Raw genomic sequence first — 14,937 nt, 5'->3', positions numbered from 1 at the left:
TCGGCGATGCAGGGAAGGACGCCTTACCCGCGTTGAACGAGGGTAAGGCGTCCTTCCCTGCATGCGGGGCGGCGGTGTGAGGGGTGCCACGTGGGGCGGATTGACCCAACAGGGGGTGATGGTCGCCAACAGGGGCATTGAGGCCTTACCATGACTCGCCGCGATGCGCAGCGCATCGTGACCACCCAAGCGGCGAGCGGGTCGACGCACACACTGACCCGAGATTTGGTAGGTACGTAGCGGAATGGGACAGAGCCTCGCCGTCATGGCGCCGCAGCCGACAGCAACGGTCGACACGGCGACACCTCCGCCGACAGCGGTGGAGCTGACCGGGGCGATAGCCCGTATCCGTGAGTACCTCGGGCGGTGCAAGCCCGCGACCCCGTGCCTGGTCATCGATCTGGCGACCGTCCGCGAGCGCTTCGAGGAGCTGTCCGCGGCCATGCCGGAGGCGAAGCTCTACTACGCCGTCAAGGCGAATCCGGCGCGGGAAGTGGTGCGCCTGTTGGCGGAACTGGGCGCCTGCTTCGACGTGGCCAGCCCGCCGGAGATCGACCTGTGCCTGGCCGAGGGCGCTCGTCCGGAGCAGATCTCGTACGGCAACACGATCAAGAAGCGAGCCGACATCGGCTACGCCTTCGCCCGCGGCGTGCGGCTGTTCACCACGGACAGCGACGCCGACCTGGAGGCCATCGCCGAGATGGCCCCTGGCGCGGCGGTGTTCTGCCGGATAGTGCTGGCCGACACCGGTTCGCTGACGCCGTTCGGCCACAAGTTCGGCTGTGCCCCGGACATGGCCGCCCACCTGCTGGCCCGGGCCCCGCAGCTGGGGCTGACGCCGGCCGGGGTGTCCTTCCACGTGGGCTCGCAGCAGCTGGATCCGCGGGCCTGGGACGCGGCGATCGAGCAGGCCGGGGAGATCGCCGCCAAGCTGGCGGCCGACGGCGTCGAGCTGACGATGCTCAACATCGGCGGCGGCCTGCCGGGCCGCTACAGCCGCCCCGCGCCGCCGCTGAGCGAGTTCGCCGCGGCGATCACCAGGTCCGTGAGCACGCATTTCCCCACGCCGCCGCAGCTCGTGCTGGAGCCGGGCCGGTTCCTGGTCTCCGACGCCGGCCTGCTGCGCTCCGAGGTGGTGCTGGTCTCCCGTAAGTCCACTGTGGACGACAAGCGTTGGGTGTACCTGGACGTGGGCCGGTACAACGGCCTGGCCGAGACCGAGAACGAGTACATCACCTACTTGCTCTCCACACCCGGCCGTGACGGGGAAACGGGGCCGGTCTATCTCGCGGGGCCCACGTGCGACGGGGATGACGTGCTGTACCAGCACAACATCTACCGGCTGCCGATGGAGCTGCGGGCCGGCGACCACCTGGACTTCCTGAATACCGGCGCCTACACGGCGAGCTACTCCTCCATAGCGTTCAACGGTTTCGCGCCGCTGCCGACGCACTGCGTCTGAGCGGGCCCACCCCGATTTTGCGTGCAGACCTCGCCGGAGGTCTGCCTTCACCTGGAACAGTAGGGAGTGATAGATGACCGGAGTACTGGGCTCGGTGCAGACCGTCGGGTCGTTCACCGGACAGCATGTCCTCGCCGAGATGGAGGGCATCGACGCCGATCTGCTCAATGACGAGGCGTTGTTGCGGGACATCCTGACGAGTGCGCTGGATCAGGCCGGGGCGACCGTGTTGGACGTGACCTCCAAGCGGTTCGAGCCGCAGGGGGTCACCGTGTTGGCGCTGCTGTCGGAGTCGCACGCCTCGCTGCACACCTACCCAGAGATCGGGTCGGTCTTCGTCGACGTCTTCACCTGTGGCCACCGGGCCAAACCCGAGGTCGCCGTGCAGCTGCTCGCCGAGGCGCTGCGCACGCCCGTTGTGCACGCGAAGACCATCCGCCGCGGCAAGGACGACTGACTTCCCTTGCCTGACAAGCAGATTGCGAGTAGCTAGTGACCACGTTGGAACGAACCACCCAGATCCACGAGCCGGTCGGCCACGGGCTGACCCGCGTGTGGGACCTGCACGACGTGCTGTGGGAGGGCGACACCGCCTTCCAGCACGTGGTGATCGCCCGCACCGAGCAGGGCGTGTCGCTGTTCTGCGACAACGACCGGCAGAGCACCGAGTTCAGCCAGCTGACCTATCACGAGGCGCTGATGGTGCCTGCTCTGCTGCTGGCCGACAAGATCACCTCCGTGCTCGTCGTCGGCTCCAGCGAGGGCGTCGTGTGCCAGATGGCCGTGGCCGCCGGCGCGACCCGCGTCGACCACGTCGACATCGACACCCAGGCCGTGAAGCTCTGCGCCGAGCACCTGCCGTACGGCTACACCCCCGAGGAGCTGGCCCGCGCCGAGCGCGGCGAGGGTCCCGTGACGGTGCACTACGCCGACGGCTGGCAGTACCTGGTCGACGCGGCCGGCGGGGACCAGCGCTACGACATCGTGCTGGTCGACCTGCCCGACGAGCGTGAGGAGGAGGCCCAGCACAACCGGCTCTACGGCACCGAGTTCCTCACCATGTGCAAGGCCGTCCTCGCGCCCGGTGGCGTGGTCGTCACCCAGGCCGGCTGCCAGACCATGTGGCGCAACCAGACTCTGCTCACCTCGTGGCGGCGGTTCACCGAGGTCTTCGGCACCACCGCGTACTACGGCTCGGACGAGCACGAGTGGGCCTACCTGTTCGGCCGCGCCGACGAGGTCGCGGACCCGACGGCCCTGATGCAGTCCCGGCTGCCCGGCCTCGGCTACCGCCCGGTGTCCATCGACGCCGAGGCCCTCGCCGGCAACTCCGTGCCCCCGTACCGGGTTCGGCACCAGGCCTGACGTTATGCAGGGAAGGACGCCTTACCCGCGTTGAACGAGGGTAAGGCGTCCTTCCCTGCATCAGGTGGCCATCGCGGGTTCGGGGGCGGCGGGTGCACGGCGGCGGGTGGCCAGGAGCAGGAGGGACAGGACGGCGGCGAGGCAGCTGAGGAGGCCGGCGATGTACCAGGCCAGGTCGTAGTTGCCGAGCTGGTCGCGGACGATGCCGGCGGCCACGGCAGCGAAGGCGGCGCCGACCTGGTGCGAGGCGAAGACCCAGCCGAACACGATGGAGCCGGCGGTGCCGTAGTAGCGCCGGCACAGGGCGACGGTCGGCGGCACGGTGGCGACCCAGTCCAGGCCGTAGAACACGATGAACACCAGCATGCTGGGCTGCGTGCTGCCGGCGAACAGGCTGGGCAGCGCGAACAGGGACAGCCCGCGCAGGCCGTAGTAGGCGCCGAGCAGCACCCGGGAGTCGACGCGGTCGGTGAGCCAGCCGGAGAAGATGGTGCCGGCGATGTCGAACACGCCGACCAGCGCGAGCAATGACGCGGCGGCGGTCTCCCCCATGCCGTGGTCCATGGCGGCGGGGATGAAGTGCGTGCCGACGAGGCCGTTGGTGGTGGCCCCGCAGATGGCGAACCCGGCGGCCAGCAGCCAGAAGTTGCGGGTCCTGGCCGCGCCGGCCAGCACCTGGACGGCCCGGCGGCCGGCGCCGACCGTGATCACCGGCTTGGGCTGGGGCTTGGTCGCCCCGTACGCCAACAGGCCGATGTCCTCGGGGCGGTCCCGCAGCAGCCAGGCCACCAGCGGCACGACGATCAGCGCCGCGGCGGCGACGGTCAGCGCGGCGACGCGCCAGCCGGCGGAGTCGGCGATGGACGCCAGCACCGGCAGGAAGACCAGCTGCCCGGCGGCCCCGCCGGCGGTCAGCACGCCGGTGACGATGCCCCGGTGCTTGACGAACCAGGCGTTGGTCACGGTGGCGACGAAGGCCAGCGCCATCGACCCCGTGCCCAGGCCGACCAACACGCCCCAGCAGAGGACGAGTTCCCAGCTCGCGGTCATGAACACCGTCAGCCCGCTGCCGGCGGCGACCACCAGCAGGGCGATGGACACGACCCGGCGGATGCCGAAGCGTTCCATCAGCGCGGCGGCGAACGGCGAGGTCAGGCCGTACAGCGCGAGGTTGACGGAGACGGCGGCCGAGATCGTGCCCATCGACCAGCCGAACTCGGCGTGCAGGGGGTTCATCAGAACGCCGGGCGTGGCCCGGAATCCGGCCGCGCCGACCAGCGCGACGAAGGTGACGGCGGCTACCCACCAGGCGCGATGCAGCTTGAACACGGTGGAGATCCTGACAAGTCCGCCCGGATCGAACGAGTGGCCCGCAAGCCACTATGTGCAAGAATCGGGCCATGACCCATCGCGTGGTGGTGCTGGCCCTCGACGACGTGGTGGCGTTCGACCTGAGCATCGCCTCCAGGGTGTTCACCTCGGCGTCGCTGTCCGCCGGCCAGCCGCTGTACGAGACGCTGACCTGCACCCTTGACGGTGGCCCGGTGCGGACGACCGCCGGCTTCCGGCTGATGCCCGACCACGGCCCGGAGATCCTGGCCACGGCCGACACCGTCGTCATCCCCGGTCCGTACGAAGGTCCGCTGATGACCAGCACGGAGCTGCCGCCGGAACTAGCCGCCGCCTTGGACACCGTGCCGGCGACGGCGAGGTGGGTGTCGATCTGCACCGGGGCGTTCGTGCTGGCCGCGGCGGGCAAGCTCGACGGCCGCGAGGCGACCACCCACTGGTGTCACGCCGGCGCGATGGCGGAGATGTTTCCGCAGGTCAAGGTGACCCCGGACGTGCTGTTCGTGGACGACGGCACGGTGCTGACCTCGGCCGGCGCGGCGGCCGGCATCGACCTGTGCCTGCACATCGTGCGCACCGACCACGGCAGCGAGGTCGCCAACCACACCGCCCGTCGCGTCGTCGTGCCGGCCTGGCGGGAGGGCGGCCAGCGGCAGTTCATCGAACGGCCGGTGCCCGAGGTCGCCGACGCCGGCACGTCGGCGACCCGGCAGTGGATGAGCGAGCACCTCAACCAGCCCCTCGACCTGCGGCGGCTGGCCGAGCACGCCCGGATGAGCGTGCGCACCTTCACCCGGCGCTTCCGCGAGGAGACCGGCCTCAGCCCCGGGCAGTGGCTGCTCCGCGAACGGGTGGAGCGGGCCCGGCACCTGCTGGAGTCCACGGAACTGACGGTGGAACGGATCGCCCGTGACGCCGGCTTCGGCACCACGGCCGGGCTGCGCCAACATCTCAACGCCGCGGTCGGCGTTGCCCCGCTGGCTTACCGCCGCAGCTTCACGTGCCGATGACCTACTTGTAGGCGTCCTGCCCCACCGGCCTGATCACGATCTCGTTCACGTCCACAGTGGACGGCTGGCCCAGCGCGTACAGCACCGCCCTGGCCACGTCGGCCGGCTCCAGCTTGGGATCGGCATTGCGGTCGGCCGGGATGGCCTCGGTGTCCACCAGTCCCGGCTGGATGATCGTCACCCGCACGCCGGTGCCGACGCATTCGGCCCGGATGGCCTGGGCCATGCCGGTGACGGCCCATTTCGTGGCCGAGTACAGGCTGCCGGGGCGCACCCCGCGGCCGGACGCGGAGCCCGTGAGCACGAGGTGGCCGCCCGAGCGCACGAGCGCCGGGAGGGCGGCGCGGGCGGTGTAGGCCGGGCCGCACACGTTGGTGACGACCATTTCCCGCCACAGCTCGGGATCCTCGCCGGAGCGGCCGAGGAACGAGGTGCCGACGCTGCTGCCGGCGTTGGCGAACACGGCGTCCAGGCGGCCGAACGTCTCCTCGACCCGGTCCACGACCCCGCTGATCTGCCCCCAGTCGCCGACGTCGCAGGGCAGCGTGAGCACCCGGTCGGCCGGGCCGAGGTCGGCGGCGAACGCCTGGAGCCGGTCGGCGCGGCGGGCGGTCAGGACCAGGCGGTAGCCCGCCCGCGCGGCGGCGACCGCGGTGGCGGCGCCGAGTCCGCTGGAGGCGCCGGTGATCAGCAGCACTGGATCGTTCATGAACCCACCTTAGGGTCACGCCTCTGGCGAAATTACCCCCAGGGGGTATGCTCCGACCATGTTCATCGTGGACGCGTTGGCCATGGCCGGATCGATGACGTGGGAGATCCTCTGGGCGCTGATCCTGGGTTTCGCCCTGTCGGCCGTGGTGCAGGCGGTGGTGCGACGGTCCACAGTGGTCAGACTGATCGGCAGCGACTCGCCCCGGTCGCTGACCATCGCCGCCGGCCTCGGCGCGGCGTCCTCCTCGTGTTCGTACGCGGCGGTCGCGCTGGCCCGGGCCCTGTTCCGCAAGGGCGCGAACTTCACCGCGGCGATGGCCTTCGAGATCGCCTCCACCAACCTGGTGGTCGAGCTGGGCGTGATCCTCGCGCTGCTGCTGGGCTGGCAGTTCACCGTGGCCGAGTTCGTCGGCGGGCCCATCATGATCGTGCTGGTCGCCTTGCTGTTCCGGCTGTTCCTGCGTTCGCAGCTGGTCACCGCGGCGCGCGCTCAGGCGGACAAGGGCATCGCCGGCTCGATGGAGGGCCATGCCGCCATGGACATGTCCCTGAACGGTCAGAAGTTGTTGTCCCGTGCGGGTTTCACCGCCGTGTCGCACGTGTTCGTGATGGAGTGGGCGGCCATCCTCCGGGACCTGGTCATCGGCCTGCTGATCGCCGGCGCGGTCGCCGCCTGGGTGCCCGACGCCTTCTGGCAGGGCTTCTTCCTCGCCGACCATCCCGTGCTGAGCGCGATCTGGGGGCCGATCGTCGGCCCGGTCGTGGCCATCCTCAGCTTCGTCTGCTCCATCGGCAACGTGCCGCTGGCCGCCGTGCTGTGGTCCGGCGGCATCAGCTTCGGCGGCGTCGTCGCCTTCGTCTTCGCCGACCTGATGATCCTGCCGATCCTCAACATCTACCGGAAGTACTACGGCACGCGGATGGCCCTGCTCGTCTTCGGCGCCTTCTACGCCGCCGCCGTCGGCGCCGGCTACCTGGTCGAGCTCCTGTTCGGCGTCACCGGCCTCACCCCCACCGACCGCGCCACCCGTATCGTCGAGGCCGGCATCTCGTGGAACTACACCACGTGGCTCAACATCGTGTTCATCCTGCTCGGCCTGGCCCTGGTGCTGCGCTTCTTCCGCTCCGGCGGCCGGGACATGCTGAAGATGATGGGCGGCGCACCCGATTCCGACGGGCACGCCGACCATCACCACCACACGGGTTAGCCCTCGGTCACCGTGATCGTCAGCGGGCCGCCGGGCATCGGCTTGCCATTGGGCGGACCGTAGGCCGTGGTCAGGCGGCCGTCGTCGGACAGCGAGAAACCGATCGTGTAGACGCCGGGCGGCACCGGGTTGCTCAGGTAGGCCTCGAACTTCACGGTGCCGTCAGCGGCCTGGCCGACGCCGCCCACGGACTGGCCGACGACCTTGCCGGCGGCGTCGTACACGGCCTCGCTGTAGCCGTTGATCGCGGTCAGGCCGATGGCGGCGTGGACCGTGACGAAAAAGCGGGCGCTGGACTGCTGGCTGGCCGGGATCGTCGCGGGGCTGACCGACACCGAGCTCACCGACGGCGGCGTGGTGTCGGGGATCCGGTTGACGACCAGGCCGGGATCGGGCGTGCCGAGATAGCGTTTGCCGTAGAGGGCGACGTTCCCGGCGGCGTCGGCGAGCGCGATGCCGCTGATGGTGCAGGAACTGCTGCCCTGGTAGATCCGCAGCGGGATGGTGTAGCTGCCGTCGGGGTTGGCGGTCGGCGTGCTCGACAGCACGCCGCAGTCCGCGTCCACGGTGATCGTGCTGACCTCCGACCGGTTGGCCCGCATCGTCAACGAGACGTCCACCGCCGACCGCCAGTTGTCGACCACGTCAGGCGTGACGCGGAACCCGGAGGCGTTGAGGGCGATGTTGTCCGTCACGGTGATCGGGGCCGCGGCGAGGTTGTCGTAGACGGCGGTGGTGCCGGCGTTGCTGGTCAGCACGACCTTGGACACCACCCACCGGCCGGGGGCCGAGCCCTTCGGGAACACCACCGACACGGCGCAGCTGTCCTCGTTGTGGAAGTCCTGGCACGGACTGTCCAGGTGCTGCCCGTTCACCTGGGCCTGGGCGAAGCTCTTGGTGAACGACGCGCCGCCCGGCCCGCTGACGGTGATCGATCCCCGCCAGAAGTCCTCGGCCTGGTCCTGAGGGTCGATGTGGTACACGGCCGTGTTGGTGACCCCGGAGTACAGGTATGGCTTGTCGAAGACCGTGCCGAACTCGAGGGTCTGGTAGGTCGGGCCCTTGCTGCCGGCGACGGTGGTCGCGGTCAGCACGGCGCCGGGATAGCCGTCGAGGTCGCTTCCGACGGCCAGCAGGTGGTTGCCCAGGTCGTCGGTGAGGGCGAACTCCGAGACCACCCAGTGCGTGGTGGCGGAGTCGGAGACCGGCGGCACGTACAGGCGGTAGGTGTAGGTGGACCGGTGCGCGTCGCCGGAGACGAAGGTGGCGCTGCCGCAGCAGCCACCGGGCGAGAACGACTCGGTGACCGACTGGCCCAGGTAAGTGTCGGGCTGGCTGCCCTTCCGCCGCAACACGAGGTCGCCGGCCAGCACGTTGACGTTCGTGTTGCTGTCGGTGACGGTCCAGGTCAGGTCGACCGCGGCGCTGCCGTTGGTGGCGTCCACTGTGGACTGGGCGAAGGCCAGGGACTCGATGCCCAGGTCCGGGCCGGCCTGGAAGTAGCCGAACATGTCGACCACGAGGTCGGTGCGGCCGAACCGGTTGTAGAAGGCGACCTTGCCGTCCGGGCCGACCGGCACCACGACCAGGTTGGACAGCGTCTGCCCGGCCATGAAGTTGACGTTGGAGGCATTGGGCGTCGCCGAGCCGTTGGGGTAGGCGGTGACGAAGCCGTCGGCGGTCGGGCTGGCAACCGTCAGGTTGAGCACCACGGCGGTCGGCTTGCCCTGGTCCATGGAGTGCAGCCCGCTGACGGTCAGCGCCCGCGACTGCCCCGCGGCGACTGGGCCGCCGTCGGACCGGGTGTCCAGCACCCGGGTCGGCGTGGCCAGCGTCTCGTAGACGCCGCCGTGGGCGAGCGTGCCGGGGGTGTTGGCGGTGAAGTAGCCGGAGATGTCGGCCACCACGTCCACCCGGCCGGCCAGGTTGAAGAAGTTGATCCTGCCGTCCGGGCCGAGCGGCACGATCACCGCGTTGGCCACCGTCTGCCCGGCGGTGAAGTTCAGGTTCGACACGTTGGGCGGAGCGCCGCCGCTGGGGAACACCGACAGGAAGCTCGACGCGGTCGGGCCGGTGACCGTGACGTTCAGCTGGACCGCGGTGACCCCGGTGGCCGGCACCGAGTTGCGCCCGGTCACCTGTAGCGGCAGCGTGGCGCCGGGGCCGACCGCACCGATGCCGTCCCGGGTGTCCAGGATCCGGGTCGGCGCCACCGTGGTCAGGCTGCCGCCGGGCCGGTCGGTCGTGTAGTAGCCGAAGATGTCGGCGATCACGTCGGCCGTGCCGGCGTGGTTGAACAGGAACACCGTGTTGACGTCGCCGTACAACGGCGCGGTGACCAGGTTCGGCACCGTCTGCCCGGCGCGGAAGTTGATGCTGGAGACCGACGGCACGAAGTTGCTTGCGGACACCGAGACGAAGCTGTCCTGGGTGGCGTTGGTGACGGTCACGTTCAGCACCACAGCGGTCGCGCTGACCGACGGATTGCCGGTGATGTCGCTGACGTCCAGCGGCAGCGAGGATCCCGGGCCCAGCGGCGCGACGCGGCCGTGCGCGCCGGTGCCGTCCCGGGTGTCCAGCAGGCGCTTGGGCGCGACCGGCACGAACTTGCCGGCCAGCGACTGCTGGCTGGGTAAGGCGGAGTGAGGTCTGCTCGTGCCCGGCGGTGTCGGGCTGCTGGACGGGGCCGCGTGCGCCAGTGCCGGCACGGCCCCGAACGTGACGGTCAGTAGGGCCGCGACGGCCCAGCGTGTGATGGACACTGCCGGATTAGAGCAGAATGCGACTTTCACCGTGTGGGAATTCCGCCAAGTAGTACGAGCGTTGTGTTGACACGTGACCGACGCCAGTGAAGTGCCCCTGTCCGTGCTCGACCTCGCCCCGGTTTCGCAGGGCTCGACCAGCGCGCAGGCGCTGCAGAACACCCTGGACCTCGCGCGGCACGCGGAGCGGCTGGGCTATCACCGGTACTGGCTGGCCGAGCACCACAACATGCCGGGCATCGCGAGCTCGGCGCCGGCGGTGCTGATCGGGCACGTGGCGGCGGCGACGGAGCGGATCCGCGTCGGCTCGGGCGGCGTGATGCTGCCGAACCACCCGCCGCTGGTGGTGGCCGAGCAGTTCGGCACGCTGGAGGCGTTCCACCCGGGCCGCATCGACCTGGGCATCGGGCGCGCGCCGGGCACGGACGGCGTGACGGCACAGGCGCTGCGCCGGAGCACGGCCCCGCTGTCGGCGGACGACTTCCCGCAGCAGCTGGCCGAGTTGCTGCGGTACTTCGAGGAGCCGGCGCCGGACCAGAAGGTCATCGCCGTCAACGCGCCGGGCAACAAGCCGCCGCTGTGGCTGCTGGGGTCGTCCGGCTACAGCGCCCAGGTGGCCGGGCTGATGGGCATTCCGTTCGCCTTCGCGCACCACTTCAGCGCCGAGAACACGCTGCCGGCGCTGGCCCTGTACCGCGAGTCGTTCCGGCCGTCGGCGGTGCTGGACAAGCCTTACGCGATGGTGGCAGCGGCCGTTGTGGCGGCCGATGACGACGAGCACGCGCGCTACATCGCCGGGCCGAGCGGGCTGTCGTTCCTGCGGCTGCGCAGCGGCCGGCCGGGGCTGTTCCCGTCGTCCGAGGAGGCCGCCGCCTATCCGTACACCGACCTGGAGCGGCTGTTCATCGAGGACCGGGCCCGGTCGATGATCATCGGCGGGCCGGAGACGGTAGCCAGGGGCGTCGCGGAGCTGCTGGAGAAGACCGAGGCCGACGAGCTGATGGTCACCACCATGGTGCACGACCACAACGACCGCCTCCGTTCTTACGAATTGCTGACCAAGGCCGTTCGCGGTTCGTAAGCACCGATTGTCTTGTGAGGGCCGCCGATCCGCTGTGGAATTTCTCCATGGCGATATCGGTGGCACATGAGGTTCAGTCCTCGACACGGCTCTCCCGCGGGCTCATCACCGCCGTGCGGGTGATCACCGGAATGCTGTGGGTGCAGAACGTCTCATGGAAGTCGCCGCAGCCGCCGAACTACGGCGGTTTGCGGATGTGGACCCAGGACGCCGTCGACCACCCGGTGTTCCCGCCGTTCTCCTGGCTGGTCCAGCACGTCGTGCTGCCCGGTTTCCCGTTGTTCGGGGCGCTCGCGCTGGCCGTGGAGATCCTGCTCGGGGCCTTTCTCGTCGTCGGGCTCGCCACCCGGTTCTGGGCCGTCGTCGGCATCGGCCAGACGCTGGTCATCACATTGTCGGCTTTGTACGTGCCCGGCGAATGGTTCTGGTCCTATGCGCTGATGTTCGTCGCGCATTTCGCCGTGCTGGCCACCGCCGCCGGACGATTCGGCGGTGTGGACGCCGTGCTGCGTCCCCGCTGGGCCGCCCGGAACGCCCGGTTCCTGCTGCTCGCGTCCTGAACTGACCGACCCTCTTCGGCGTAACTCAAGGAGTGCCCATGAAACTCGCCGTCGGAATCGGCGTCGGCCTCGCCCTGGCCACGCTGCTGGCGATCCCCCAGGGCCTGCCGTGGCACATGATCGGCCTCGGCGTCCCCGGTTATCTCGTGGTGCTCGCGCTGGCCGCGGCCGCGATCACCGGCGGCTGGCACGAACGCCGGTCGCTGGTGCTGATCGCCGGCTTCGGGCTGCTGGCCGCGGCCGTGTTCCAGCTGCTGGAGCTGGTCATCGGCGGCCAGAACACGCTGGGCGGCGACCTGTCCACCGTGTCGCTGCTGCTCGGTGGGGCCGTCGGGCTGGTGGCCATCGGCTCGCCCAGGACGGCTCCGCAGACGGCTCCGCAGACCTGATGGAGCAACTGGGGTGGGGCGCCGTCGCCGGGCTGGCGGCGGCGCTGCCGGTCGGGGTGCTGATGGCGACCCAGCACATGGTCACCGCGTTCCCCGGCTGGCTCGCGTTCGCGGCGTATGCGCTGGTCATCGGCGTGGCGCTGGGGGCGGTCGCCCGTGGCACGCGGCAGGGCCTGGCCATGACGGCGTCGGCCGGCGTGCTGCTGGGCGCGCTGGGGTGGCTGGCGTTCTCGCTGACGCTGGAGCCGCTGCTGCACGGCGTGCTGCCGACCTGGTCGGCGGTGGCCGCGGCGAAGACATATCCGGAACTGGTCGGGAATGTGTTGCACGGCGCGATAACCGGGCTGCTGCTGCATTGTGTGGTCGGTGTCTGGACGATGAAGGAACGGGTCAGGCGGGCGCCGTCGGAACGGACCAAGGTTGTCGTGGTCGGCGGCGGATTCGCCGGAGTCGCCGCCGCGCAACGGTTCGAGCGGCTGGTGCTGCGCGGGGCCAAGCTCGATGTCACTCTCGTCAGCGACTCCAACTTCCTGTTGTTCACGCCGATGCTGGCCGAGGTCGCTTCCGGGGCCCTGGAACCGGCGCACATCAGCGCCCCGATCCGTTCCGCCGCCGCGCACACCACGTTTCTCTACGGCCGCGTCGATCGTGTCGATTCGGTCGTTCGGGAAGTCGTGCTGGAATCGGGGGAAGTCCTTGGATACGACCATCTCGTGCTGGCCGTCGGCTCGGTGCCGCACACCTTCGGGCTGCCGGGCATCGCCGAGCACTCGTTCCCGTTGAAGAATCTGGCCGACGCCGTCGCCCTGCGCAACCACGTGCTGCGGCTGCTGGAGGCCGCCGACCGGGAGACCGATCCGCGCACCCGGCGTGAGCTGCTGACCTTTGTCGTGGCGGGGGCCGGTTTCGCCGGCACCGAGACGATCGCCGAGCTGTTCGACCTCGTGCACGGCGTTTCCCACTACTACCCGGGCATCGCGCCCGAGGAACCCCGGTTCGTGCTGGTGCACGCCGGCGACCGCATCCTGCCCGAGCTGGGCCCGGAGCTCGCCGCGTACTCGATGGAACGCCTTGCGGCGCGCGGGATCGAGCATCGGTTGAAGCTGCGGGTCACCGAGGCCGCCGAGGACCTGGTCCGGTTGGAGAACGACGAGCTCATCGCCACCCGGACGTTCGTGTGGACCGCCGGCAACAAACCGGCGTCGTTGGTCGGGGCCCTCACCACCGACACCGCGCTTCGGGCCGAGGGCATGGACAACGTCTGGGCCGTCGGCGACTGCGCGCGAATCCCCATGGTGGACGGCGGTTTCCACCCGCCCACCGCCCAGCACGCGCTGCGTCAGGGCAAGGCCGTCGCCGACAACATCGCGGCCGTGGTGGCCGGGCGAACCCCGGTGGAGTTCCGCTTCCACACCATCGGCGTGCTGGTCGCCCTGGGTCATCGGACCGCCGCCGCCGAGATCCGCGGCCGCCGCTTCGCCGGGCTGGTGGCGTGGTTGCTGTGGCGGGGGATCTACCTGTCCAAGCTGCCCGGCGTCGAGAAGCGGCTCCGGGTCCTGTTCGACTGGACCCTGGACCTGGTGTTCCCGCGGGACATCGTGGTCACGTCGGCGACGCCGCGCAAGTCGAAGGTGAGGGCCCGGTGACCGACGTGATGAAGGCCCGCGACGCCGCCGTTTCCGGGGCGCTGGCCGGCTTGGCCGGTGGCGCCGCTTTCGGCGCCACCATGGCGATCCAGGGGCAGCTGGCCACCGTGGCCTCGATCGTGCACACCGACAACGTGGTCGCCGGCCTGGCCGTGCACATGGTGATCGCCACCGTTCTCGGCGCTGGCTTCGGGCTGCTGGTCTCACGACAGCGGGCCCGGGCCGGCGAAACCGTGTTCTGGGGCCTGATCTACGGGGCCTTCTGGTGGTTCCTCGGGCCCCAGACCCTGCTGCCGCTGTTCCTGGGCCAGCCCGTGGCCTGGGATCTGACCAGCGCACAGGCATTGCTGCCGAGCCTGATGGGGCACCTGCTGTACGGGGCCGTCACCGGCATCGCGTTCGTTGTGCTACAGCAGGACACGGATCCGTTGTGGCAGCGTCCTTCCCGTTCGTCCATCCTTCGTGGACTGATCGCCGGTCTGGTTCTGGGGCTCCTGCTGGGGTTGCCGTGGGAGGGGCTGCTGGCCGGCGCGGGCTATGCGCTGATCGCCTCGCCGGAAAGCACCGGTCCAGCGCTCGTTCGGGGCACGGTATATGGCTTTGCCTGGTGGGTGTTCGCCGCGCTGACCGTGGAACCGTTGCTGTTCAACGTAACCCTGGACTGGTCGCAGAAAGCCGCCGCCGCGGACGCGCACCTGATGCCGGCGTATGTGTTGCTGGGGGCCGGAACCGCCGTGCTGTACACGTGGCTCGGCCTACTGTCCACGGTCCTGTTCACCGACGACATCCGGCTGGTGCGCACCGAGGCCGCCGGCCAGCGGGGCCTGCGGGCGCTGGGCTACGGCGCGCTGGCCGGCATCGCCGGCGGGCTCGTGTTCACCGTCGTGATGGCCGCCGTCGGGGAATTCCCCCTGGTGGCGCAGATGATCGGCTCGCACTCGGCCGTCGCCGGCTTCGTCGTGCACATGGTGATCGCCCAGATCCTCGGCATCTCCTACGCCGTGCTGTTCCGCCGCCGCAGTTTCGACCTGACCTCCGGCATCGGCTGGGGCCTGTCGTACGGCTTCTTCTGGTGGACCCTGGGCGATTTGACCCTGCTGCCCCTGTTCACCGGCACCCCCGTCGACTGGAGCGCCGCCGGCATCGCCGCCGGATTCCCTTCCCTGGTCGGGCATCTGGCCTACGGCGCCGCGCTCGGGGCCGTCTACCACCGCCTCGAACGCCGTGCCAACCCCTGGTGGCAGACCCGCAGCAAGGCCGCCGCCGAACGCACTGTCGCCCGCCGCGACCAGATCCGCGGCGCCGCCCCCGCCATGTGGGTCTTCACCGTGCTGATCGCCCTGATCATCCCCATGCTCGTCGCCGGCGCCCCCTGATGTCGCCGCCGGCACCC

13 protein-coding genes are annotated in these 14,937 nt (G+C 70.2%); 10 read left to right on the top strand and 3 right to left on the bottom strand.

What is annotated here, in order from left to right; translation table 11 throughout:
* Nucleotides 1-265 precede the first annotated feature (265 nt).
* From AB0M73_RS34200 to AB0M73_RS34190, 3 genes are all read left to right on the top strand, one after another.
* Nucleotides 266-1,462, top strand: a complete 1,197-nt coding sequence (locus AB0M73_RS34200) for a type III PLP-dependent enzyme (RefSeq protein ID WP_363899650.1) — start codon at nt 266-268, stop codon at nt 1,460-1,462.
* A gap of 73 nt (nt 1,463-1,535) precedes the next feature.
* Nucleotides 1,536-1,919: an adenosylmethionine decarboxylase gene (gene speD, locus AB0M73_RS34195; RefSeq protein WP_043724746.1), complete on the top strand. Its 384-nt coding sequence runs from the start codon at nt 1,536-1,538 to the stop codon at nt 1,917-1,919.
* A gap of 35 nt (nt 1,920-1,954) precedes the next feature.
* Complete coding sequence (locus tag AB0M73_RS34190) at nt 1,955-2,827, top strand: spermidine synthase (RefSeq protein WP_363899646.1); 873 nt, start codon at nt 1,955-1,957, stop codon at nt 2,825-2,827.
* A 60-nt stretch (nt 2,828-2,887) separates the two neighbouring features.
* On the opposite strand, the gene AB0M73_RS34185 is transcribed toward AB0M73_RS34190, so the two are convergent.
* Nucleotides 2,888-4,156, bottom strand: coding sequence for an MFS transporter (locus AB0M73_RS34185; protein ID WP_363899643.1), 1,269 nt, complete (start codon nt 4,154-4,156; stop codon nt 2,888-2,890).
* 71 nt (nt 4,157-4,227) lie between these two features.
* Between AB0M73_RS34185 and AB0M73_RS34180 the strand changes: the two genes are divergently transcribed.
* Nucleotides 4,228-5,187, top strand: coding sequence for a helix-turn-helix domain-containing protein (locus tag AB0M73_RS34180; RefSeq protein ID WP_363899640.1), 960 nt, complete (start codon nt 4,228-4,230; stop codon nt 5,185-5,187).
* A 1-nt stretch (nt 5,188) separates the two neighbouring features.
* Here AB0M73_RS34180 and AB0M73_RS34175 read toward each other — a convergent pair whose 3' ends face one another.
* Nucleotides 5,189-5,896, bottom strand: a complete 708-nt coding sequence (locus AB0M73_RS34175; protein WP_363899637.1) for an SDR family oxidoreductase — start codon at nt 5,894-5,896, stop codon at nt 5,189-5,191.
* A gap of 58 nt (nt 5,897-5,954) precedes the next feature.
* On the opposite strand from AB0M73_RS34175, the gene AB0M73_RS34170 reads away from it, so the two are divergent.
* Entirely contained in the window at nt 5,955-7,106 is a 1,152-nt protein-coding gene (locus AB0M73_RS34170; protein WP_363899634.1) for a permease, read from the top strand.
* Here the strand turns inward: AB0M73_RS34170 and AB0M73_RS34165 are convergent.
* Nucleotides 7,103-9,868 (bottom strand): hypothetical protein, encoded by a 2,766-nt coding sequence (locus AB0M73_RS34165; protein WP_363899631.1) that lies wholly within the window; start codon nt 9,866-9,868, stop codon nt 7,103-7,105. The genes AB0M73_RS34170 and AB0M73_RS34165 overlap by 4 nt on opposite strands.
* A gap of 73 nt (nt 9,869-9,941) precedes the next feature.
* On the opposite strand from AB0M73_RS34165, the gene AB0M73_RS34160 reads away from it, so the two are divergent.
* From AB0M73_RS34160 to AB0M73_RS34140, 5 genes are read left to right on the top strand one after another with little or no spacing between them, the layout of a single operon-like run.
* A complete protein-coding gene (locus AB0M73_RS34160) occupies nt 9,942-10,949 on the top strand; it encodes an LLM class flavin-dependent oxidoreductase (RefSeq protein WP_363899628.1) in 1,008 nt (335 codons plus the stop codon).
* A 59-nt stretch (nt 10,950-11,008) separates the two neighbouring features.
* Complete coding sequence (locus AB0M73_RS34155) at nt 11,009-11,509, top strand: TQO small subunit DoxD (RefSeq protein ID WP_232241224.1); 501 nt, start codon at nt 11,009-11,011, stop codon at nt 11,507-11,509.
* A gap of 38 nt (nt 11,510-11,547) precedes the next feature.
* The gene (locus AB0M73_RS34150; protein WP_363899624.1) at nt 11,548-11,898 is read left to right on the top strand and encodes a hypothetical protein; all 351 of its coding nucleotides are present in this window, start codon (nt 11,548-11,550) and stop codon (nt 11,896-11,898) included.
* Nucleotides 11,898-13,544 carry an NAD(P)/FAD-dependent oxidoreductase gene (locus AB0M73_RS34145; protein ID WP_363899621.1) on the top strand — a complete coding sequence of 549 codons (1,647 nt, stop codon included), beginning with the start codon at nt 11,898-11,900 and terminating at the stop codon, nt 13,542-13,544. Before AB0M73_RS34150 ends, AB0M73_RS34145 begins: the two co-directional genes overlap by 1 nt.
* The gene (locus AB0M73_RS34140; protein WP_363899618.1) at nt 13,541-14,920 is read left to right on the top strand and encodes a hypothetical protein; all 1,380 of its coding nucleotides are present in this window, start codon (nt 13,541-13,543) and stop codon (nt 14,918-14,920) included. Before AB0M73_RS34145 ends, AB0M73_RS34140 begins: the two co-directional genes overlap by 4 nt.
* The last annotated feature ends 17 nt before the right edge of the window (nt 14,921-14,937 follow it).

Origin of the sequence: Kutzneria sp. NPDC051319, assembly GCF_040682195.1 — a bacterium.
Taxonomy (GTDB): domain Bacteria; phylum Actinomycetota; class Actinomycetes; order Mycobacteriales; family Pseudonocardiaceae; genus Kutzneria.
This window is presented reverse-complemented; position numbering and strand designations above follow the sequence as displayed.